25 protein-coding genes and 1 rRNA gene are annotated in these 21,360 nt (G+C 33.6%); 10 read left to right on the top strand and 16 right to left on the bottom strand.

What is annotated here, in order from left to right; genetic code table 11:
• Nucleotides 1-570: 570 nt before the first annotated feature.
• Complete coding sequence (locus tag ACN6NE_RS02945; RefSeq protein ID WP_071277320.1) at nucleotides 571-885, bottom strand: DUF1048 domain-containing protein; 315 nt, start codon at nucleotides 883-885, stop codon at nucleotides 571-573.
• Nucleotides 878-1,207, bottom strand: coding sequence for a PadR family transcriptional regulator (locus ACN6NE_RS02940; protein WP_474324435.1), 330 nt, complete (start codon nucleotides 1,205-1,207; stop codon nucleotides 878-880). Before ACN6NE_RS02940 ends, ACN6NE_RS02945 begins: the two co-directional genes overlap by 8 nt.
• Before the next feature lie 590 nt (nucleotides 1,208-1,797).
• On the opposite strand from ACN6NE_RS02940, the gene ACN6NE_RS02935 reads away from it, so the two are divergent.
• On the top strand, nucleotides 1,798-1,998 hold the full coding sequence (locus ACN6NE_RS02935) for a hypothetical protein (protein WP_205751011.1): 201 nt from the start codon (nucleotides 1,798-1,800) through the stop codon (nucleotides 1,996-1,998).
• A gap of 320 nt (nucleotides 1,999-2,318) precedes the next feature.
• Here the strand turns inward: ACN6NE_RS02935 and ACN6NE_RS02930 are convergent, their stop codons facing one another.
• The 6 genes from ACN6NE_RS02930 to ACN6NE_RS02905 all read right to left on the bottom strand — a co-directional run bounded on the left by ACN6NE_RS02930 (nucleotide 2,319) and on the right by ACN6NE_RS02905 (nucleotide 5,706).
• Nucleotides 2,319-3,191, bottom strand: a complete 873-nt coding sequence (locus tag ACN6NE_RS02930) for an AraC family transcriptional regulator (protein ID WP_474324433.1) — start codon at nucleotides 3,189-3,191, stop codon at nucleotides 2,319-2,321.
• Nucleotides 3,192-3,624: 433 nt separating this feature from the next.
• Nucleotides 3,625-4,023, bottom strand: a complete 399-nt coding sequence (locus ACN6NE_RS02925; protein WP_474324431.1) for a hypothetical protein — start codon at nucleotides 4,021-4,023, stop codon at nucleotides 3,625-3,627.
• A gap of 69 nt (nucleotides 4,024-4,092) precedes the next feature.
• On the bottom strand, nucleotides 4,093-4,515 hold the full coding sequence (locus ACN6NE_RS02920; RefSeq protein ID WP_474324429.1) for a hypothetical protein: 423 nt from the start codon (nucleotides 4,513-4,515) through the stop codon (nucleotides 4,093-4,095).
• Nucleotides 4,515-4,772: a hypothetical protein gene (locus ACN6NE_RS02915; protein ID WP_474324428.1), complete on the bottom strand. Its 258-nt coding sequence runs from the start codon at nucleotides 4,770-4,772 to the stop codon at nucleotides 4,515-4,517. The genes ACN6NE_RS02920 and ACN6NE_RS02915 overlap by 1 nt, the downstream gene beginning before the upstream one ends.
• A gap of 276 nt (nucleotides 4,773-5,048) precedes the next feature.
• The gene (locus ACN6NE_RS02910) at nucleotides 5,049-5,432 is read right to left on the bottom strand and encodes a LuxR C-terminal-related transcriptional regulator (protein ID WP_474324426.1); all 384 of its coding nucleotides are present in this window, start codon (nucleotides 5,430-5,432) and stop codon (nucleotides 5,049-5,051) included.
• Nucleotides 5,433-5,547: 115 nt separating this feature from the next.
• The gene (locus ACN6NE_RS02905; RefSeq protein ID WP_170836830.1) at nucleotides 5,548-5,706 is read right to left on the bottom strand and encodes a YlcI/YnfO family protein; all 159 of its coding nucleotides are present in this window, start codon (nucleotides 5,704-5,706) and stop codon (nucleotides 5,548-5,550) included.
• Between the two features lie 168 nt (nucleotides 5,707-5,874).
• Here ACN6NE_RS02905 and ACN6NE_RS02900 point away from each other — a divergent pair, with 168 nt between their 5' ends.
• Entirely contained in the window at nucleotides 5,875-6,414 is a 540-nt protein-coding gene (locus tag ACN6NE_RS02900; RefSeq protein WP_474324424.1) for a hypothetical protein, read from the top strand.
• Nucleotides 6,415-6,677: 263 nt separating this feature from the next.
• Here the strand turns inward: ACN6NE_RS02900 and ACN6NE_RS02895 are convergent, their stop codons facing one another.
• Entirely contained in the window at nucleotides 6,678-7,016 is a 339-nt protein-coding gene (locus ACN6NE_RS02895; RefSeq protein WP_074897684.1) for an antibiotic biosynthesis monooxygenase family protein, read from the bottom strand.
• 255 nt (nucleotides 7,017-7,271) lie between these two features.
• Here ACN6NE_RS02895 and ACN6NE_RS02890 point away from each other — a divergent pair.
• Nucleotides 7,272-8,620 (top strand): IS3 family transposase gene (locus ACN6NE_RS02890; protein ID WP_474324525.1). Its coding sequence is split into 2 segments (ribosomal slippage): nucleotides 7,272-7,731 and nucleotides 7,731-8,620, totalling 1,350 coding nucleotides; the frame shifts between segments, so codons are not numbered across the junction.
• Between the two features lie 255 nt (nucleotides 8,621-8,875).
• Here ACN6NE_RS02890 and ACN6NE_RS02885 read toward each other — a convergent pair.
• A complete protein-coding gene (locus ACN6NE_RS02885; RefSeq protein ID WP_071277308.1) occupies nucleotides 8,876-9,364 on the bottom strand; it encodes a DUF2690 domain-containing protein in 489 nt (162 codons plus the stop codon).
• A gap of 1,709 nt (nucleotides 9,365-11,073) precedes the next feature.
• Nucleotides 11,074-11,334, bottom strand: a complete 261-nt coding sequence (locus ACN6NE_RS02880; RefSeq protein ID WP_474324422.1) for a hypothetical protein — start codon at nucleotides 11,332-11,334, stop codon at nucleotides 11,074-11,076.
• A 175-nt stretch (nucleotides 11,335-11,509) separates the two neighbouring features.
• Between ACN6NE_RS02880 and ACN6NE_RS02875 the strand changes: the two genes are divergently transcribed.
• From ACN6NE_RS02875 to ACN6NE_RS02865, 3 genes are all read left to right on the top strand, one after another.
• Nucleotides 11,510-11,668 (top strand): YvrJ family protein, encoded by a 159-nt coding sequence (locus tag ACN6NE_RS02875; RefSeq protein ID WP_474324523.1) that lies wholly within the window; start codon nucleotides 11,510-11,512, stop codon nucleotides 11,666-11,668.
• A gap of 301 nt (nucleotides 11,669-11,969) precedes the next feature.
• The gene (locus ACN6NE_RS02870) at nucleotides 11,970-12,620 is read left to right on the top strand and encodes a DUF1796 family putative cysteine peptidase (protein WP_474324420.1); all 651 of its coding nucleotides are present in this window, start codon (nucleotides 11,970-11,972) and stop codon (nucleotides 12,618-12,620) included.
• A 1,035-nt stretch (nucleotides 12,621-13,655) separates the two neighbouring features.
• A complete protein-coding gene (locus ACN6NE_RS02865; RefSeq protein WP_474324418.1) occupies nucleotides 13,656-14,219 on the top strand; it encodes a DUF3967 domain-containing protein in 564 nt (187 codons plus the stop codon).
• A gap of 528 nt (nucleotides 14,220-14,747) precedes the next feature.
• Here the strand turns inward: ACN6NE_RS02865 and ACN6NE_RS02860 are convergent.
• A complete protein-coding gene (locus tag ACN6NE_RS02860) occupies nucleotides 14,748-15,125 on the bottom strand; it encodes a hypothetical protein (RefSeq protein WP_474324417.1) in 378 nt (125 codons plus the stop codon).
• A 17-nt stretch (nucleotides 15,126-15,142) separates the two neighbouring features.
• The gene (locus tag ACN6NE_RS02855; protein WP_474324415.1) at nucleotides 15,143-16,324 is read right to left on the bottom strand and encodes an Alp7A family actin-like protein; all 1,182 of its coding nucleotides are present in this window, start codon (nucleotides 16,322-16,324) and stop codon (nucleotides 15,143-15,145) included.
• Nucleotides 16,325-16,677: 353 nt separating this feature from the next.
• Between ACN6NE_RS02855 and mntA the strand changes: the two genes are divergently transcribed.
• The gene (gene mntA / locus ACN6NE_RS02850) at nucleotides 16,678-17,085 is read left to right on the top strand and encodes a type VII toxin-antitoxin system MntA family adenylyltransferase antitoxin (protein WP_474324413.1); all 408 of its coding nucleotides are present in this window, start codon (nucleotides 16,678-16,680) and stop codon (nucleotides 17,083-17,085) included.
• On the top strand, nucleotides 17,075-17,479 hold the full coding sequence (gene hepT / locus ACN6NE_RS02845; protein ID WP_474324411.1) for a type VII toxin-antitoxin system HepT family RNase toxin: 405 nt from the start codon (nucleotides 17,075-17,077) through the stop codon (nucleotides 17,477-17,479). Before mntA ends, hepT begins: the two co-directional genes overlap by 11 nt.
• A 289-nt stretch (nucleotides 17,480-17,768) precedes the next feature.
• Here the strand turns inward: hepT and ACN6NE_RS02840 are convergent, their stop codons facing one another.
• From ACN6NE_RS02840 to ACN6NE_RS02830, 3 genes are all read right to left on the bottom strand, one after another.
• Complete coding sequence (locus ACN6NE_RS02840; RefSeq protein WP_071277302.1) at nucleotides 17,769-17,957, bottom strand: hypothetical protein; 189 nt, start codon at nucleotides 17,955-17,957, stop codon at nucleotides 17,769-17,771.
• A 238-nt stretch (nucleotides 17,958-18,195) separates the two neighbouring features.
• On the bottom strand, nucleotides 18,196-18,438 hold the full coding sequence (locus ACN6NE_RS02835; RefSeq protein ID WP_474324410.1) for a hypothetical protein: 243 nt from the start codon (nucleotides 18,436-18,438) through the stop codon (nucleotides 18,196-18,198).
• A gap of 44 nt (nucleotides 18,439-18,482) precedes the next feature.
• Complete coding sequence (locus tag ACN6NE_RS02830) at nucleotides 18,483-18,791, bottom strand: hypothetical protein (protein ID WP_474324409.1); 309 nt, start codon at nucleotides 18,789-18,791, stop codon at nucleotides 18,483-18,485.
• Between the two features lie 396 nt (nucleotides 18,792-19,187).
• On the opposite strand from ACN6NE_RS02830, the gene ACN6NE_RS02825 reads away from it, so the two are divergent.
• Entirely contained in the window at nucleotides 19,188-20,531 is a 1,344-nt protein-coding gene (locus ACN6NE_RS02825) for an FAD-binding oxidoreductase (RefSeq protein WP_071277299.1), read from the top strand.
• Nucleotides 20,532-21,257: 726 nt separating this feature from the next.
• A 16S ribosomal RNA gene (locus tag ACN6NE_RS02820) occupies nucleotides 21,258-21,360 on the top strand; the annotation flags it as partial.

The raw sequence follows: 21,360 nt of genomic DNA, 5'->3' as shown, positions 1-21,360 counted from the left end.
TTTGCTGTCGTATCCTCATCACATCACACACCATATCGGTAAGTAAAACGTACGCCGACGCTCCAAATGGAGGTATACATAATAGTACGTTTCTTTCATCAGAAGATAGCCACAACCTTATGTTCCTACGAGAGACCAACGAGAAATCGGCTCCCTTTCGGGCCTATCATGGGTTTGTCTGTAAGGACGATAGTATCGTATCCATCCAGTTATACAGTTTCCTGTTTTCCTGTTCCCTTTCGAGATAATGGCATTTGCTTTCTCTCGTATCCTTTACCCTCTGCCACAACGTTTGTCCAAGCACCGGTAATTAATTTGAATATCATAAATTATAATTCATCCTATCTGTGAGAATAAAAAAGCTACTGGCACTTATTGGCCAGTAGCTTTTTCTGTTTTAGGCTGTATACGATATACATCTTTAGTTAATGTAATGAATTTTATAGGAATAAAAAAGCCATACATATTAAGGAAATGCTTATGGCTTTTTATCTTATAACAGCATTTGAGAAGATATAGTAATTCCTTAAATTTTGATTTCTAGGACAGTTGAATTTATTGCTAGCTCGTTTATTCAATAGAATCTCTTAATTTATTTCTTAATTTGTCAATCCATGTTTCTTCTGGAAACTCAGCTAGGAATGAGTCGGCAAATTCTGCTATATCATTTCCTACTACATCTCGTACATTTAATCCATCACTGGCACTATTCTCGAACATCTCTAAAATATTCTTTAAAAGCTCCAACATGCCTGCACCCTTAGCAAAGTTCCACATATAACTTTCAATTGCTTTCATAGCCTTTTTGTATTCTTCAGGTAATTGATTTACTCTTTCTTTATATACACGATATTCTCGTTTTTCTCCAATCATCTTTTTAAACATTTTTTTGCTCCTTTATTTCATTCATTTTTCCTTCTAAAAATGACCAACGCTGCCAAAAGTCATTTAATTCTTGTTCTCCCTTAGCATTTAGTGTGTAGAATTTTCTCGCTGGTCCAAGCTTAGATTTTTTCTTTTCAATCTCCACGAGACCTTTTTTCTCTATTCGAACAAGAATGGTATATACCGTTCCTTCCACAATATCATCGAAACCTAATTCATTTAGATACCTAGTTATTTCATACCCATAGGTTTCTCCTGTTTGAATCTTTTGAAGTACTACTCCTTCAAGGACTCCCTTAAGCATTTCAGTTAAATCTTTCATATATCCTCCTTGCAATCTACTCAGTAATACTTATTACTACTATATAGTATTACAAAGTAGATAATATGTTATACATTTTTAAAATTTTTTTACAGTCAACATGAATAAGCCAAATCTTTAAACAGGAAATTCGAAACCTAGGATAGATAAATTTTGATATTTTGAGCAAACTACTCAAGATGCTGTGAGGCATCAACCAACAACTGCACGTAAAAACAGAAAAAACTCCCTCCTTCCATAAGGGAGTTTTTTCTGTTTTTACGTTGTATAAGATATATAAAGTTAGTTAACATAATGTGAACTATAAGAATCAAAAAAACTTAGAATCATTGATTTCGAGGGTTCTTGTTATTTATTTAAAATATAAGGATATAAAAATAAAAAGTTATATTTTTACTTTTTATACAGATTAATACTATGTATTTTTCATTTATAAGATCACCTATATCCAACTTGAAGCATAAACAAGAAAAACATTCATACTGTATTTTTACTGATTTTAGGAGTCGCATATGCGACCCCTTTTAATTCCTATGAATGAGATTCTTTTCAATAGCCTCCCCCATATCCGTACCAAGGGTAATGTGGATATGGATAATAATATGGTGGATAATACGGGTAATATGGCCGTGGACGTGGATAGTAATATGGTGGGTAATAGTATGGATAATATGGTCTTGGTCTTGGCCTTGGATATGGGTAGTGGCTATATGGTTGTCTTTCATCCTCAAGATTTACACACTCAACATCACCACAATCATTTTGCAACAAAAGTTGTTCTTCAGAATTAAAGTCTTGATATTCCAAAACATAACCTCCTAGACATATTTTCTACCTTCTACTTTATTCAACTGTTTAAGTTTTGGAGTAAGTACATGAAAGGTGATTAAAAATATAAATATAAATACCAGTTACTGGATTTATTGTCCATTCAAAAAAACAGAAGAAACAACCTACCACAACAGGGAGTTTTTTCTGTTTTTAAGCTGCATATCGTATACATCTTTAGTTAACATAATGGATTTTACAGGAAGCTATAAATTAGAAGAGGAGATCATATTTATAACCTCCTCTTTCCCTAAATTAAAAATATTTTATTGTTGAATCATCATTATTTTTTTAACACCGATATCCATATTTCACTTTTAAAAGTCGGTGATGTTACATCTTTATGTTCATTCCATAAAATTTCTGGTCCCTCTACTTGTTCATAATTTGAGGATGGAAACCATTCGGAATAAATCCGTCCCCATACATCCTGCAATGTGTCAGGAAATGGCCCAACTGCTTCAAATACAGCCCATGTTAAAGCAGGTACTTCAAGTTGTATCAAATTATCACGACATTCCTTAGTTGTTGCTACACCGATATAGTGGTCAAGCTCCCCTTTTTCCTCCATTCGTCCTTCAGAAAAATTCACGGATGCACTAAGCAGTCCCAGTGGGTTAACATTAGAAAGTTTTTTTAATTTATTTATCGTTTCATCACTTAAGCTTTCCCACATAGCAGCAATCTTTGGGTTAACTCCGTAAAAAATTATAGGCACTCTTTTTTTAATACCGACTATATGAAATGCCTCTTTTTCTTCAATTCGATAGTTCATTTCATTTCCTCCTTTAATTGATAGCTGAAAGGTCATTTGTGGATAGGCTTTAAGTGAATAACCATTTTTTTTGGCTTCTGAAGGAGTTAGACCATGTAAGTTTTGAAAAGCTCTTGTAAAAGAATCTGGTGAGTTATATCCGTATTTGATCGCAATATCAATAACCTTCATCTTATTATCTTTAAGTTCGAATGCTGCAAGAGTAAGGCGTCTTCGGCGAATGTATTCTGACAAAGTAATGCCTGCAAGAAAAGAAAACATCCTTTTAAAGTGATACTCAGAGCAAAGAGCTAACTTTGCTACTTCTCTAAAATCTATATCTTTTGTTAGGTTCTCTTCGATATAGTGTAAAGCTCTATTCATATTTCTAAGCAAATCCATTCATATGACCTCCCTTATCATCAGAATAGCAGGATTTAAATACATCTATCCGACATTTCATGCACAATTATGTAGGCTTTTCTCTTTTCTCTTCATAAGTTCTTACGAACTTGAGCAAACTACCCAAGATGTTACCAAATATCGACTCATATAACTAAATTCTGCAACAGAAAAAACCTACCTCTTTTGACTGGAAAGAGATAGGTTTTTTCTGATTTTTGACTGTATATGGTATATATATTTAGTTAACATAATCACTCTTTCCAAGCTAATTCCTCCCCTTATGATAGAATATGTCAATAAATATGTTTGAGAAGGGACCTATTCCCTTTCTGTATTCGAGAAACCGCCAAGCCAGCCAAAGCATGGGCGGTTTTTCTCATTTTATACTACATTCAACACTATCAATAATTTCCCTCTTTTTCTACTCTTTTCATAGTCTTTCAGCTAATTTCGCTAACAATTTATCATCTACTCGTTGAGGCTTATCACCCATTCTGTCTATTAAAATACCTTCTATAACCTTCATACGCTTCGTATAAAGCCCATATTGCTCTTCTGAATAGTTTACCATTGCTTGGTCGATTTGAGGGCTCTTACCAGCCTTTTTAAGCGTTAGCATTAAATCATAAGCCTTTGTCCTTTCTTTACGTACCAAACGCAGCAAAACTAACAAATCATACGTATGAAAGCATGCAAGTTCATCAAAAGGCTTCTCAACGTCCTCTAAGACAACAAATTCTTTTAATTTCGGTCTTTTTATATTTAAACTAGCCCCACAAAAAGAGCAGCTATCGTCTAATCCTTCTGTCCCGCAATAACTACAAATCAAACTATATTCACCTCGTTTACTAAAAGGACAAGTAGGCTTAAGCCTACTTAGCTAGCCTTAAAGGCTATTTTAGCTTTTAGGGTATTCCTTATCCAGCCGTTTTTGTCTTTGATTCACAATACGTTCACTTACAACTTTTTTAGCAAGTTTAGTTTCTTCTAGCTCTAGAAGATCCGTTGTCATAATTCCCTGATAGCCATGGTGAAAATACAATCCATTCATAAATTCGATAAGAATTTGTGTATTCTTATCTGCGCTATTTGTTCCTAATCGAATCTTTTTTAGTTCGCTTTTTAATGCATCATTGAGATTTTCACTAACCGTTTCCGTTATATAATCTAACGACCATTCTTTCTTTTTTTCTTCTCGATACTTTTTACAGATATCCATAATCGCTTCTCCTGGGAAACGAAGTTTATGTTTAGCCATATAATCTTGAATGTATTGATCTGTTTCTTTATCAAGTGTAATCATACGTCGTTGTGTTTCCATTACTCCTCTACATCTCCCATCAGTTCATATATCATGTCGTTCATCTTTTCAATTGATATCGCACATTGTTTCATCATTTCGATGTTCTGATGAATAATTGCTTCTAATCTTTTTTCTCTTTCTACTTGTTCATTAAAAAAAGCTAATGTTTCAAATTGTTCTTTCAAGAATTGTTGACGAGACATCCCATTTTCTTTCGCTAGTGAATCAACTTTTTGCATAGCAACCGGATCAATATTTCGTAAAAAGATATCCATGAAATCATTCCTTTTCTATCAAATTGCAAAATTCCCAGTACGAGTAGAGAAGAGCATAAGGGGTTTTTGATATCACATGGCTGTGATATGCTGGGCAAAGCCTAGCAAAACAACGTTTTCACCTCCAAAAAAGTGGTACCACGAAAACTTCCAGTCTGTCGAACTGCTGTCGACCTAAAAAGTAAAAAAACGCCTAATGTTGATCTAGTGTTGACATCAATTTTAACACTTTTTTGTAGATATTGACCTACTGTCCCCTTTAAGTCCCCTCAACTTTTATGAAGTTTTAACGAATTTTCGAAAAATTTCTTGATGATAATTCGTGAAGTTTTGAGAAGAAGTCTGGGTAGTTTTTTTATAAAAATCGATTGCTTCTTTCATCGAAGAAACGTTTAATTTTTGTAGAATGCTGCCTCTCTGATTCTTAATTGTGCTTTCTTCTTTGAACAAAATGTCTTGCATTTCTGTAATAGAATGACCATCAATTGCAAGAGAAAAAACGTCTTGTTCTGACACGATAAGTGGCTTCAAAAAAAGTTTTTCTTTGAGCATCTGACATTCTTCTTCAACACGTTTAAGGCGATCTACTTCTTGTACTAAATCAGAGGCCACACTTAAAATATTTTCGATACCCATTAACAATTTTTCGGTTTGATCCATGATAAGACCCTCCTATTTTTTGAGGGCAACCCATGTTATAATAAAAGTCCTTACAAGTTTTTTACATGGGGTGCTTCCTTTGCACAGGAAGTGCCCTTTTATTTTGCTTTCTTTTTTACTTCGGTGAATCTTTAAAGAGTTCTTTCTCCAAAAGTTGAACAAGAAAATCTTTTTTGCTCACACCTTCTTCAATACATCTCTTTGCAAATTCCTTAAATAATTCTTCTGGTATATCAGCATTTAAACGCTTGAATCCAGGCGGTGTTTTAGGCATATTAAGCTTCCTCCTGAAATGAGTGCTAATCAAAATAATTAAGGATATAATTACCATAGTCAATAACCAAAATTAAAAAGGTTAGCTTTTTAGTCATTAATTACCTATAGCAGGAATTTTGAATATCATAGGAGAGATTACCAAATTAAAATTCGGGGGGTTCACGATGTGACCAAACTATTTGCTATCAATGCAGGGATGTCCTTTTTTGCTGTTGCTAAAGCTGAGAACGAAAAAGAAGTTCTTACTATTCTTGTTAACCGAGAACTAGAAGAACAAGAGGATTTTGGTATCAGAGCGCATATTGATGATTTTTCGATTGAAGGGCTGTATGGTGATTTCTTTCGTGATGAAAAGGGGGCATTTATTAAGGGTCACATTTTAGACTATCCTCGCCATATAAGAAAAATGAGCACTAAAGAGCGTGATACTTATATCCAATCACATATTGAAAAGAATGCTAGAGGTTTTTGGAAAAACCATCCATTTTATGCGGAACTGTACTTGCGAGAATTTAAAAAGTATGAGGCCGTAGGGAAAGGGGGAGGAAATACGTTCCGTCCTCATTTTTCGGAGGAATTTTATTTCAATACGGCCAAATTAATTATTACTGAAACGGATTGGTACGGAGAAGATTTTCAAATCATTGAAATCGACTTAACGGACTGTAATTACCAGCTTATTTTCGAACTTACTTTAGAGGAATAAATGTCGAGAGAGTTTTACACCTCTCTTTATATATCAATCAAAGTTAATAAAATTTTTATAATATCAGCACTTGTCCAAACACTTGTAATTACTTTACATATCATAAATTATGCAACTAACCATTCTGTCTCTTTCTATAAGTGAGAGAAAAAACTACTGACGGGTTCAGTAGTTTTTTCTGCTTTTTAAGCTTTATATGATATACATGTTTAGTTAACATAATGTGATTTTCCGCCAGTCCCTGCAGATAATCAATTATTAATTTATATATTTTCTATTACTCTAGCAACATGATAACTGTTAAGCTTTAGTGTTGTAGCCTCACAATTTTTAATTATTTCATCATTAGTAGTCTGGACCTCATTACGACCTGAGGCTTGAAACGAGTTAGACCAAGCTTCTCTCGATACCCACTGAGCATAGTTAATGACTCGCTTACCGTCTTCACTAGCATGGAAACTTGCTGAAATAAAGCCATCGTAATCCTTAAAGTATGTGTCGATTTGATTTGAAAGACCATTAATTAATTCTTGTTGATATTTCGGATTAACTTCCCATTCAATAATCACTGTAAACAACTGATTTTCTTCAATTTTTGGCATGTGACCTCTCCTTTATTAATCCTGATACCTATAGTTTATTACAATAAAGTTGTTCTAACATACAGCAATAGTATGAATCCTCCTATAACTTTAGCATGGTTGAAAATGTATAGATTTTTATATCTTGAGCAAACTACTCAAGAAAAAACGGGACATCAGCTTACAAAACCCAATTACTCAACAGCGAAAAAACTACCTTACTTGAACTGCACCCCAATTGTTAGACAAAGAAACTCTAATGATTGGGGTGCTTGTATGTCTAGACATACATTTGAAGATAAGTTGAAGGCTATTGATTTGTACCTAAATAAGCGCAACTCATATAGGGAAACAGCCAAGTTAATAAGCGCAACTAAATCAGATATTATAAAATGGGTGGCATTGTATCAAAAACATGGAGAAAAGGGTTTACAGCCGACCTATACAAACTACTCTGTGAAGTTTAAAATGGACGTATTAACTTATATGGAAAAAACAGGAGCGTCTATTCGTGAAGCATCATATGTATTCAATATTCCTTCTTACTCAACGGTGGCGAAATGGAAAAGAACCTTTGAAAAACAAGGTAAGGATGGCCTGTTTCCTAAAAAGAGGAGTCGTCCAAAAATGAAGAAAAAGCCTACTGAAAATCTTGATACAGACAAGACAAATGAAGAGTTACTAAAGGAAAATGAATACCTACGAATGGAAATTGCGTATTTAAAAAAGTTAAACGCCTTAGTTCAAGCATCAAGGGAATCAAAGAGCGAGAAAAAGCCCAAATAGTGTTTGAATTAAGGCATGAGTATAAGGTCGTCGACCTTATAAAGGTAGCTAAAATCGCTCGTAGTACTTATTATTACTGGACGAAAGCTTTTAAGGGTCCTGATAAATACAAAGAGATGAAACAATTAATTAAGCATATTTTTCATGAGCACCAAGGTAGATACGGTTACCGTCGTATTACTTTAGAGCTGGGTAGACTAGGGTATTCTATTAATCACAAGACCGTATATAGACTGATGAAAGAATTAGGATTAAAGAGCCTCGTGCGACTCAAAAAATATCGCTCGTACCGTGGGAAAAAAGGAAGGATCGCTCCTAACATTCTTAAACGCGACTTTGAAGCGTCTAAACCAAATGAAAAATGGGTCACAGATATTACAGAGTTTCATCTGTTTGGAGAGAAGCTTTATTTATCCCCTATTCTAGATCTTTTTAATGGTGAAATTGTCTCTTATCATATAGACAAACGGCCTGTTTTTTCCCTTGTGACAACAATGTTGAATGAGGCATTTAATCACTTACAAGTTGGAGAACGTCCAATACTCCATTCTGATCAAGGGTGGCATTATCAAATGACAAAATATCAGCATTTACTCAAAGAAAACAATATTACTCAAAGTATGTCCCGTAAGGGAAATTGTTTTGACAACGCAGTCATTGAAAACTTCTTTGGTCTATTAAAATCAGAGTTACTCTATCTCCAAGAGTTTGAGAGTATGGAGCACTTTCAACAGGAATTAGAGAGGTATATTGTTTATTACAACCACAAACGAATAAAAGTAAAATTAAAAGGATTGACCCCTGTAGAATACAGAATTCAATCCTCATTCGCTGCTTAGATAAAGGGTCTAACTTTTTGGGTTCAGTTCACATAAGGTAGTTTTTTCTGTTTTCAGCCTGTATATGATATACAAAGGTAGTTACCATAATGTGGTTTACGGAAATAACATACGAAAACCATAAGTGTTAGACATAAATTTAAAACTGAAAACACCTCTTCAAATCTTATTTTGAAGAGGTGTTAATTTATATAATACAAATATATCTAATTAATTGATCTTGTTGATGAGAAATAATGTTTTCTATATACTTTATTAGTGACGACCAGTTTGAGCTTGAGCAATAACACTTCCGTCTGAACCATAAATAAATACAACTGCTAAGGAATTGTATGGATCCTTATCCCATAATTGACTTGTATAACAAGAGGTTTCCCCTTTATTTACCACGCCATTGCCTCCAGAGCTATTACAAAATGTTCTTGCATTAGAAGAACTGGAAGTACCATAATATCTGTATGTTCCAACATTTGCATAACCATTATATGGAGCAGAATTATAAAGTTTTACATATCCCCATGCCGTATGACAATAAGCACTTCCTTTTAATTGTACATAACCAATCTTTACTCCATTTTTATAAATATACTTAGTTTCATAGGTAATGGGGCTTTTACTTGCACATCCTGTTGTATAAGGGTTTGAGCCATCATACGATAATGCAGATGCGCCGGTAGGTCCAACACCAAGGAATAAACCGAAAACAAGAAAAAATAGAATTCCTATGTTAAATACTTTTTTCATAAGGTTATTGCCCTCCTCTATTTTATTAACAAACACATTTAACATCGTATTATAATTTTCTGAATTTTCAATCGAACTTTATTCCTATTAATTTTATGGATTATTTTGGATTTACATGGTTATTTTTACGGATTAAATAGAAATGAATAATATCCAATAGTTTGAGCAAACTATTCATGATGCCGTAAGGCATCCTTCCTTTGATAAAAGATGTGTAACAGAAAAAACTACCCTAGCAGATGAACTGCACCCCAATCATTAGAGTTTCTTTGTCTAACAATTGGGGTGCAGTTCATGAGTTGGTAGCTTTTTCTGTTTTTATGCTGTATATCGTATACAAGTTTAGTTAACATAATGGATTTTATTGAAATTCATTATCTAGAAAGATTTTGAATATTATTAGAGAAGGCTCTAGGAATGCCACTTCGATAAAGCCATTTCTCTTTTAAAAGAAAAAACAATCTGTCTTCCAATACAGATTGTTTTTTCTTTTTTTGACTTTGTAAATGATGAAGATGAAAAATAAAGTTAAAAGGATTCTAAGTGTGAGACGAAAATTATTCGAACTACATCATATGCCTTTATTTCCCTTTAGGTAACTTGCCTATTGGGAATAAAATTTTACTTTTTGAGCAAACTACACAAGACGCCGTGAGGCATCTACGAAAATCCTTTAGCAATAAAGCAGAAAAAACTACTACTTCTCTCCGTCGGCGTAGTTTTTTCTGTTTTATTGCTGTATATCGTATACATATTTAGTTACGTCGGGTAAGCGAGGGGCATCACTGCCCCTGACTCCCCTAAGAACCGTACGTGAGCCTTTCAACTCATACGGCTCAAGCCTCCCATTGCAGGTCCATTTGCTGTCGTATCCTCATCACACACCACATCGGTAAGTAAAACGTACGCCGACGCTCCAACTGGAGGTATACATAACAGTACGTTTCTTTCGTCAGAAGATAGCCACAACCTTATGTTCCTACGAGAGACCAATGAGAAGTCAGCTCTCTTTCGGGCCTATCATGGGCTTGTTCGTAAGGACGATAGTATCCATCCAGTTATACAGTTTCCTGCTTTCCTGTTCTCTTTCGAGATAATGGCATTTGCTTTCTCTCATATCCTTTACCCTCTGCCACATTGTTTGACTTTGCAGTCATCCTACTGTTTACACAGATGACAAAGGGCTTACCAAGTTCCGCATCTTATAGATACGACGAGGTTAGGTGGGTTCTTTACTCCGGGCAAGATACGGGACGCGTCACAGCAGCATTATGAATCTGCTTTTCCTCTTGCCAATACCCAGGCAAAGCTGTGCACTATCCTGAGCTAACACTTACGAAGCTTACAAACCTTCACTAATGTTCACCATACTCATCTTCCCCTAGCAGTGTTCCGAGTCGTGCACTGACTCTCTGTTTCCGCATTTCCGCATGCAACCCACGAGCCCGTTACCAGACCCGCAGTTTTGGACGGGGATAGTTTTTGCGTCTAAACCAGTGGCGTAAGCCACACTATATAAAAGCGACTTCTTGTCGCACCATAATGAATATTATTGGTACTTATTTTATATTATGTGTCACAATAGTAAAATCTTACAGACATATGTATTGCATAAGGAGAGCCCTAAGAAACGTATGAACTAAAAAATAAAAAGCAGGTGAAATAGGATGTTTTACCTGCTTTTTATTTCTAACAGATAAATAAAATTTTTAAACTATTTGTAAATGAATAAAAGTATCAAATATTTCTTTACACGTTACAATTACATCAGGACCCGTATTATTCACTCTACCTATAACTCTATTTCTATCAACTTCTCTTACAAAAAGAAAATTACCAGCTATAGCTTGGTACTCAACTTGTAAATTTACATTATTTCCTTCGTTATTAAGATCTTCTACTGTATTAAGACTCTCTTTTAAATATTTACAAAATCGGTCCTCATTCCTTTGGTTGTGTCTTGGAGGCATATTCTTCACCTCCTTCCTTAAAAAACTATCCTTGCACTTATATTTAATGATAGACAAGCCATTTTTGCTTGGATGCTTGTCCATGCTTGTCCAAATAAATTTAGTATTTGAACATGTCCAATCGCTTTCAATTCGACTGCATATTATATAAAATAACGGTATCTAAAAGGAGGTAATTAAGATAGAACAATGGCTTAACCTTATTGGAAGTTTTGGCTTTCCTATTGTTGTTACTTTTTATCTTCTATTACGCTTTGAAAAGAAAATAGACCATTTAACAGAAGCCATTAATAAAATAGCCACCAGTATTGAAAAAGAACAGGACAAGCAATAAATAATCACTGTATGGGCTTATTTTTTAACTAATTTCTTAGTATAAATACTGCCTAATAATTTGAGCAAACTACTCAAGACGCCGTGAGGCTTCAGTCCTTTGGTTAAATAAATGTAGCAGAAAAACTCCTGAACAGATCACAGGAGTTTTTCTCTTTTTAAGATGTATTATCTATACATCTTTAGTTAACATAATCACCAGTAGATTTATCGCATGAAAACTAACTATTGTCCGGGTTGTCCAATCATCTTTAATTAACCAATCATTTTATATAGTAAAGACACTAAAAGGAGGTATTATATTGAATTTACAAGAGATTAAAGGTTCCTATGACGTAATAGTTAGTTTAGGAAATGCTTGTAATCCTGCACTCCAATTAAGAAGACATAACCTAAGAACATTTTCTGGTCCGCTTGATTGGAGTGTATCTCCATCACTTTCTGATGTAAGTAGATTATTAAAAAACAAATTTGATGGGTTTATGGAACTCAAAAATATGTGTTTAATTGATGGATGTGCTTATGTTCTCGAAGAAGGAATTAATATTCAATCAACAAAATCTTATTTTGTAAAGGATACTCATTACAATATTCTCTCAGTTCATGATTTCCCAATAATTCCAAATCAAGATTGGACTACAACATATCCCTCTTATAAAGAAAAACTTAATCATAGAATAGATAGATTTCTTGAAAAGATTAGCACTAGTCAATCTGTTTTGTTTGTTAGATGGACAGCAAGCTACGATCAAGCAGTCGAATTACAATCCGTTTTGTCACAGATTGTAAAAGGTCAGTTTAATATTCTTATTCTTCACCCAGTAGAAGGTTCACAAGGTATTAGCACAATGAATTGGGGAATAAATAGAGTTTGCTCAGTTAAAGTCCCTAATGACCCTAATAACAATGAAACTTGGGATTATGTTTTAAATGGAGTAACGCTAACTAATTAAAAAAAGTAGAATAGCTTTTTTATTCGTACCGCATTAATTCCGAATAAAAAATTCTCACTTATTTAAATAAGTGAGAATTTTTTAAGTGATTTCAATTTATCTTGTTATATTTAAAATAAAAGGAAGGGGCAAATAATTATCATATATCCTAATAATGAAAATTTAAATAAATCATTAGATTATATCAACAAAGCTCTTATGAACATTAACAAAGCAATAATTGATTTTGAAAAACAAAAAGATTTTGAAAGGGTAAATGAACTTGAAACAGTAAAAATAAGTCTTGAAATGTCTCAAAAAATAATACTATATGGTCTATTTCATAATTAAATTCAGTTCCTAATACAAACACTTTTTATCACAATTTTAAAAAGTGTGTTGAGTGTATACTCTATACACTTTTAGTTAACATAATCACTCTTTCCGGTGCACAGCATCAAAAAGAACCCTTTTGGGAGAAGGATTCTCGGTAGGGTGCCTTTTATCGGATATGCAGCTTTTTATACATCCTTGATATGACGGTGATCTCTCAAGGTGTGCTTGAAGAAAGAATGTATAAAAAGTGCACGTTTTATATATATGCCCGTACAGAAAAATATAGTCTTTATGGCAAAAATATGCTATTGTTTATTTGCAGTTATTTTCTCATAGGAAGCCCACTAAAAAGCAACCTCGCCTGCCAATGCCGAGGTTGCTTTTTATTTTGATACTTTTTAACCTAGACAATATATCAAAGCATAAGGTGTTTTATATTTGCACATGTTTCGTCTTTTATCAAAAATCAATAGAAACTACACACATATAAGAAAAGCTCTCAATATTGAGAGCTTTTTTATGTCCTTGAAAAAAGTATGTGGCCGTCCATGCTATAGCTGATTAATATAGTAGCGTCTAAACGCGTTTACTCATTTTTTTAGAACCACTATTAATTTCAATACATGCTCTTCAAACTATCTCAAAATTAATAATTTAATTATCATATTAAAGGTATTCTAATCAAAATGATAGGATAACACCTAAATGGGGGTGAACGCTTTGTCAAACGCATCAGAATATGGATATTTTGCGAAAGACGTGGCAGCCGACCTTGAAGTTACTACGTCAACTCTAAGACGTTGGTCTATTGAGTTAGAAAAAGCCGGATATAAATTCGAAAGAAATGAAAAGGATCAAAGAATTTACTATGAACGCGATTTTAAAGCGTTCAGGGAACTAAGGAAATTAATAAATAATAACGTTGTACTGGTAGACGCTATAAAAGCTATAGTATCAATGGATGTAGAAGGTTTAAACGCCTCACAAACGCCTGGCGTTTATCGAGAAGAAACGCGTCTAACAAAGCAACTTTTAGAGGAACTTTTAGATGGAAAAATAAATAAAGCAATACAACAAGCATTTGAAGAAGGCCGCCGGCAAGGCCAAAAAGAAATTAAAGACACTATAAATAAAATAGAACAAAGATCTAAAGAACGAGATGATAATCTTATGTCCGTAATTAGATCAATACAAGAAGAAAAAGAAGAAGTTAAACAATTAATTGCAGTTTCTCAAGAACAGGAAAAGAAGACTTTTTGGCAAAGGTTTTTCAGTAGAATCTAAGAACAAGTTGATCTGTTTTAGGCGGCCATGTGTGCCGTAAGGCTTTTTGTTTTTTTTACGAAAAAAATATAAAAGAGCCTTGCAATTCGCTGTCAGAATTGCTATTTAATGATAGAGTGAGACGGATATAAGTTGAAAAATCCTGAAAAACCTTTAATATCATTACTTTTTAGAGGTTTTCATAGTTAGTAAAATTACCAACTATGAAAACTAAAAATAAAAAAGACATTCCCGTTTTGGATAAGGTCTTTTTTATATTTCAAATAGTCTATAGATAGCCTACTCAAGGTTTAAAGATAGGTGCCTAATTTCAGTTAATGAGTAGGCGTATTTTTGTAGAAAATGAAAAAAATAACTATTTTTAATGTGGGTATAGCTATAACGTTTATTATGGTAAGTCAAAAATAAAGCTATCCATTAATTGGATAGCTTTTATAACTGAAACTAATATAATTAAACCTTAATAGGCAAGATTCAATGTAACACATAAAAGGAATCACATACTAATATATCTAATGGCTTTTCTTTTTAAAAATCGCTATATTCTTCGAGATCATCATCATCTAAAGATCCAGACACGTGTTCTAAATCTGCAATCTTTCCTTCTTTAACTTTAATGACTTGGTTTTCTGAAGGTTTCTCTATATCATCCTGTGTACCCGCAAAACCATTAGCCTGCGCTAACTGTTTTAACTCCCGTAGTTCAGAATTGATATGTTCGAGTAGTTCTTCTGTCCTGCGCCCCGTTTCTACTTGGTCCGTAGATGCACTATGGAGGTCTCGAACAATTAAAGACGAAATATAGTCCCCTAACTTTCGAGACTTTGCATATTTTGCAAGTATGTCATAGACTTCATTACTTAACTGATTAGTTTTAATCGTGAAGGCGTTCTGACGCTCTGACATGGTTATCACCTACGTTGTTAGGATTTAACGGCTTTCTTCTGGGCTTGTTTCTTTTGAAGATAACCAATGCTTCGGATTTCTAAGCCGAATAAATTTAAGTGGCGACTATCCTCTGGTACTTTATGGTATTTTTCTGTACGCTCTTCGCCGATTTTTTCACTCATGCTATTCGTAATGGCTACTTCTAGTGTAGGAGCAACACCACCACTATATACATATTTTCGGATTTTATTTGCAGGTGGTGGAGCCACATCATTTAACTTCGCTAGTAAAATCTCCACATAGTCTCTTAGAGAAGATTTAATTTGAGCCGTTAAATCAATGGAATCACCTGTGTTTTCATTTTTTAATTCAAACTTTTGTTTGCTGTAATTATCTAAAATAAATTGATCAAAGGCACGCAAATCTGTAAACAACTCAGGAAATTTCTCTTTTCTTAACTTATCAATATGTGCTAAATATGGAATGCCTTCTATACTTTGGAAGGATTCACGGCTGTTCGCAGCTTTTAACCCTTCTGGTAAAATCACGACATCAATCGATCCTCCACCAATATCAACCATAACCGTTTCACATTCTACATATTCATTGGCATCTTCACGGTCTTGAAGAGTTAAATCTTTCTTCAACGCAAAGCGCGCAATTTCACCTTCTTTTAAGCAAGCACTTTCGTCCACAGATACCTTTAATTCTTTTTCAAATCCTGGTGTATGGATGTGGAAAGTATGATCACCTACAAAGCGATTGGCCATGGCTTTTTGCGCTTCTCCGAAAGTATTTTCTTTTTTTAGTAACCAGATTGGTAACATTGTAGAGAAATAGTCAATTTCAATACTATTATCCTTTTGATCTTTTGTATGCAACGCGTGATAGTAGGCAATTGCAGCTAAAAATGTCACGTAGGGAATATGGCTTGTTATTTTATTATGTAAACGATTGATGTGATTGTTAGCTAATTGTTGGCTTGCCGCAATGTCGCCGACTAAGAAATAACGTTCTTTTTCTTCGTCTCCAATGATTGTAGAAAGTAAGATACGCTTTTTAAATTCTTCTGGTGCTGTCACCGCATCTGTAAAGAATGAATCAGCAGCATCCTTTTGGAGTTCTACTACGTTGGTTGGAAAATCAAACAGGTACCCATCGATAATATTCATATCGACTGAGTTCCCACAGTCTTTATTAAAACGTGAAATTTTCATCTCTATACACCTCATTTTTAAGTTGAATTTCTGCTGAACTAATTATACACAAAAAAAAGAGGCTGTTCAATATTTTAGTTGAACTTATTTATCATTAAAAACTTAAATATATCAACAATTATGTTTATTTAGTTGAACTTATCGTGAGATGAAAATGCAAGTGGGAGAAAAATGGATTTTGAGAATAAGAAGGCAATAAGTCGCTTATAATGAGAAATAATACGTGCGAACTACATAACCATTACATTAAGTACTTTCATACATCTAAAAGGAAAAAGCAAGAACTTACGGAACCTATTCTTATCTACAGAAATAAAATTTGCTACAATAGAGGTAACAAAAGGAGGGATTTTATGGACCGTACAATTGTTCAAACCATTACAAAGTTTTTACATACTCACATACAACCTTCTTTTATCCTTATATTTGGATCGTTCGCAAAAGGAACTACCCATCAAGAAAGTGATATTGATATTGGGTTTTATGCGAAGAATAAAAAAATAGATAAATATAAGATTTTCATGCTTGCACAAGAATTAGCTGCCTTGTTAAAGAGAGAAGTGGATTTAGTTAATATTGCGGAAGCTTCGACCGTTTTTCAGGCTCAAATTTATACGACTGGAACTGTTATTTACTCAGATGATGACACACTACGTATGAATGAGCAAATGAAAGCATTAAAAATGTATGCAAAATTAAATGAAGAACGAAAAGGTGTACTACAGAAAGTAGATGAGAGTGGGAGTATTTATGAGAAATGATGTCATTTTAAATAAAATAAGTGTGGTTGAAAGGTGCAATAAGCGTATCTTGGACGTATATCAACAAAATCCACAAAACTTACTGGATTATACGAAACAGGACTCTATTATCTTAAACATACAACGTGCTTGCGAAGCTTGTATTGATTTAGCTATGCACATTGTAGCTGAAGAACGGTTAGGTCTTCCACAAACGAGCAGAGAAGCTTTTGATATGTTAGAGTCACAAGCTATTATTACAAGCGAGATTGCGTACAGAATGAAAGCGATGGTAGGTTTTCGAAACATTGCTGTTCATGATTATCAAGCCATTAATCAAGATATTCTTCAACAAATTTTGGACAAACATCTAAGTGATTTTACTACTTATACAAAGCAAATTCTTAATTATTGAGTTGATTCAAAAATAAATTTTAAATAATTGATTACACACATAAAAATAGAACTTTCTTATAATTAGAAGTTCTATTTTTCATTATGGGCTTTTGAAAAACATTGATAAATCAAGGGTGTATAGAAACCTACATGCTCTATATTTTGCTCTGTGTTAGAGCTCTTACGCTTACAACGTTTCTTTTTGTTCCGAGTGAATGGTTATGTCCAATAAAGTTGTATCTAGTATATAGTCAAAAAATAGGGAAGCATACTTTCAGGCTTCCCTATGCTTGTCCTAATTTAAATAATTAAGCTGTTTGTAGACCTTGGATTTCTTCAGCATCTACAACAATAACTCCTGCTGAAGTAGCGAAATAAGCTAAAGATCTTGCCTCGTCAAAGCTGGAAAATCTAACATTATTAATTTGAGTACCATTTAAAAGTACACTTGCAATTGGTGTGCCAGGATCAAGGATTCTTAAAACCTCTTGAATCATTCTCAGTATCCCCCCTTGCTATATATACCAAATTAAATATACCAAATTAAATATAGACTATATGAATCTATATTTAATTTATTATATGTAAGTTTTAAGCAAGGGCTTGTACTATTTAATCATTTTAATTTAATATTTTTGTTGATTGAAAATTAGTTTAAAATAAGGACTTTATGAGAGGATTATTATATAAAAATCTCTTTTAAGCCCTTAGATATAGTGGGGGGGTTCATAATGATTAAAACCTCATACCACCATCTATTACAATTATCCTTGAAGAAATTATCTCAGTGCTTTTAAATTCAAAGCCTCCGTTATAAGCGTGAGTGGTTATTTTAGAATGAGGGTTCTTACTGGCTGTTTCTGCTGGGGAATTAACACTTATATTTCGTTTCTTCTTTTTTTGTGGGAAGGACTTATCTACATAATACATACCATTTTTTAAATTATACTTCATATGATAGGTTTCTATTTCAATCACCTTTTCTATACAACCTTGAGTTTAGAGGTTTTTTTCACACATTATTAGAATTGTTTTTTCTTCATTTTATCTTCAAAACTGAGTTTTTTTACTTTATTTACTTTAGCATTTTTATTTTTTCTTCCACATTCTTTAACAATTACACCATCTTGGTTCGCATTTTGTCCACCTTGTTTAGCAATCTGGCCACCCTGGTTCGCATTTTGACTATGATTGCCACTAATTTGTCCTCCAGTTTCTGCGTGGTTATAAATATAAATGTTAATGTGAGTGCAGTTTTTTTCTCTTTTTTTCTTTTGATTGCAATTTGATTTTTTATTATAGCGAGAATTATATGTTTCTATTTTAATCACCTCTTTTCTATGATGAATTAGCTAGAAGGTGTGAGTGAATTAATTCTCACTCATTTATAGTGTATTCATAGGTAGACAAGCTGCAATATGAAAAAGCCCTTAATTTAATAAAAAGGGCTTCTTTATATTGTTTCTCATAATTTCTATTTTGTTAAATAAACATGTATACGATATATATCTAAAAAATAGAAAAATCACTCAATATATTAAGCGAGTTTTTTCGTTCTTTAAGATTTAACTATAGATTAATGATTTATCTATCTTAAGTAGCTTGCTCAATATATGGATTTGATTAATGTATCTCTTATCATTATCAAGTTAGATTGCATATTTTATTATTTATATTACATAAAATTTATAATTGCATTTTTAATTTTAAAATTAGGAGTTGAGTTGATGGGATCAACACAGTTAACAGGAAGAGTAATTTTTAAAGGGGATCCCGGTTATAAAGAAGCAACTAAGAATTGGAACCCTTATGTTGATGTCAATCCTCTTGTCTTTGTTTTTGCACAGAATTCGCAAGACGTAAGTAATGCTATTAAATGGGCTCGTGAGAATGAAGTGCCCATGCGTGTCAGAAGTGGTCGTCATGCTCTAGATAAGAATCTTTCAGTAGTAAAGGGTGGCGTTGTTATTGATGTGAGTGATATGCAAAAAGTTTCTTTAGATAAGAAAAAGGCGATTGCAACAGTTCAAACAGGAATTCATGTTGGTCCACTAGTAAAAGGATTAGCTCGCGAAGGTTTTATGGCTCCGTTTGGGGATAGCCCAACAGTTGGAATTGGAGGAATTACAATGGGTGGTGGATTTGGAGTACTCTCACGATCCATTGGACTTGTTAGTGACAACCTTATCGGATTGGAAATGGTAGACGCAAAAGGAAAAATTATTCAAGCAGATGAATGTAGTAATGAAGATTTGCTGTGGGCTTCTAAAGGTGGTGGGGGCGGTAATTTTGGATACAACACAGAATATACATTTAAAGTTCACCGAGCCCCTAAGACAGCAACTGTCTTCAATATTATCTGGCCATGGGAACAATTGGAAACTGTATTTAGAGCTTGGCAACAATGGGCGCCGTTTGTAGACGAACGTTTAGGGTGTTTACTTGAGATTTACAGCAAAGTAAATGGACTATGCCATGCAGAGGGAATCTTCTTAGGTTCAGAAAGGGAGCTAAGAAGATTATTAAAACCTTTACTAAATGCTGGAACCCCAAAAGAAACAATCATAGAGACGTTAGCTTATCCAGATGCTATAGATTTCTTAGATCCTGACGAACCTATCCCTGGCAGATCTGATCAGAGTGTTAAATTCTCTTCGGGATGGGGATTTGATCTTTGGACGAACGAACCGATTTCAATTATGAAACGATTTTTAGAAAAGGCTACAGGAACAGAAGCCAATTTCTTTTTTATAAATTGGGGTGGTGCTTTAAGCAGAGTACCGAGCAACGAAACAGCCTTCTTTTGGCGTAATCCACTGTTTTATACGGAATGGACTTCTAGTTGGGACAATAAATCACAAAAAGATGCGAATCTTGCATCCGTTGAAAAAGTACGCCAACAGTTGAAACCATATGTAACAGGATCATATGTGAATGTTCCAGATCAAAATATCGAAAAATACGGGAAAGCATACTATGGATCAAACTATGAAAGGCTACGGAAAATAAAGGCGAAATATGATCCTGAAAATGTGTTTCGTTTTCCACAAAGCATACGTCCTAAATTTTAAATCTATCTTTTTTATTTAACAAATTAAATTTACGGATAATGTTTTTTTATTTGGTTCTACTTTATTTTTTTATTTTATGTAATATAAGAAAAGAATTTAATATGTGGAACATGAGACCAATTGCACATATGTAAAGAGAAATTTGAAGAAAAACTTAAGTGCATAAAAGAAAAAGCCAGTCAAAACTAGTTTGGCCTCTTAAGATAACATGTGCAGTGATATCGAAAGATATTCTTATTATAACATCTTCTGTTTATTCGCAGAAAGGTGGGTGACAGACCAAATGACTGCTGGGGAATCTTAACTGAATTATAATAAAAAAAGAGGGCTTCTCCATTAGTCAGAAGCCCTCTTTTTTCGAAATTAAAGTATTGGTAATTTTCATTACACCATGTTTTTTCTCCAAAAGATAGGTAAGCTTTATTATAGTCAAGGTGTAATGCGATTAACTATATATTGAATGTATTATTTTTTTATACTTTTTCAATTAGAGAATACATAAAAAAATATAAAAATGTGTTGATTTTTTAATTTAAATATATTATTATAATAAAGCGTCGTTGATACATACTAGTAACAACGAAGTTGAAAAAAGTTGTTGACATTATGTCAGTAACTTGATAAGATAGTAAAGTCGCTTAATAGCGGCGGTTGAACTTTGAAAACTGAACAAAGCGACAAACGTCAACGTTAAATTTTTTGTTTTATATGAGCAAGTCAAACATTTCTTCGGAGAGTTTGATCCTGGCTCAGGATGAACGCTGGCGGCGTGCCTAATACATGCAAGTCGAGCGAACTGATTAGAAGCTTGCTTCTATGACGTTAGCGG

Source organism: Priestia sp. 53B2 (assembly GCF_056099005.1).
The sequence above is the reverse complement of the archived record's forward strand: the minus strand, read 5'-3'. Positions and strand labels throughout refer to the sequence as shown.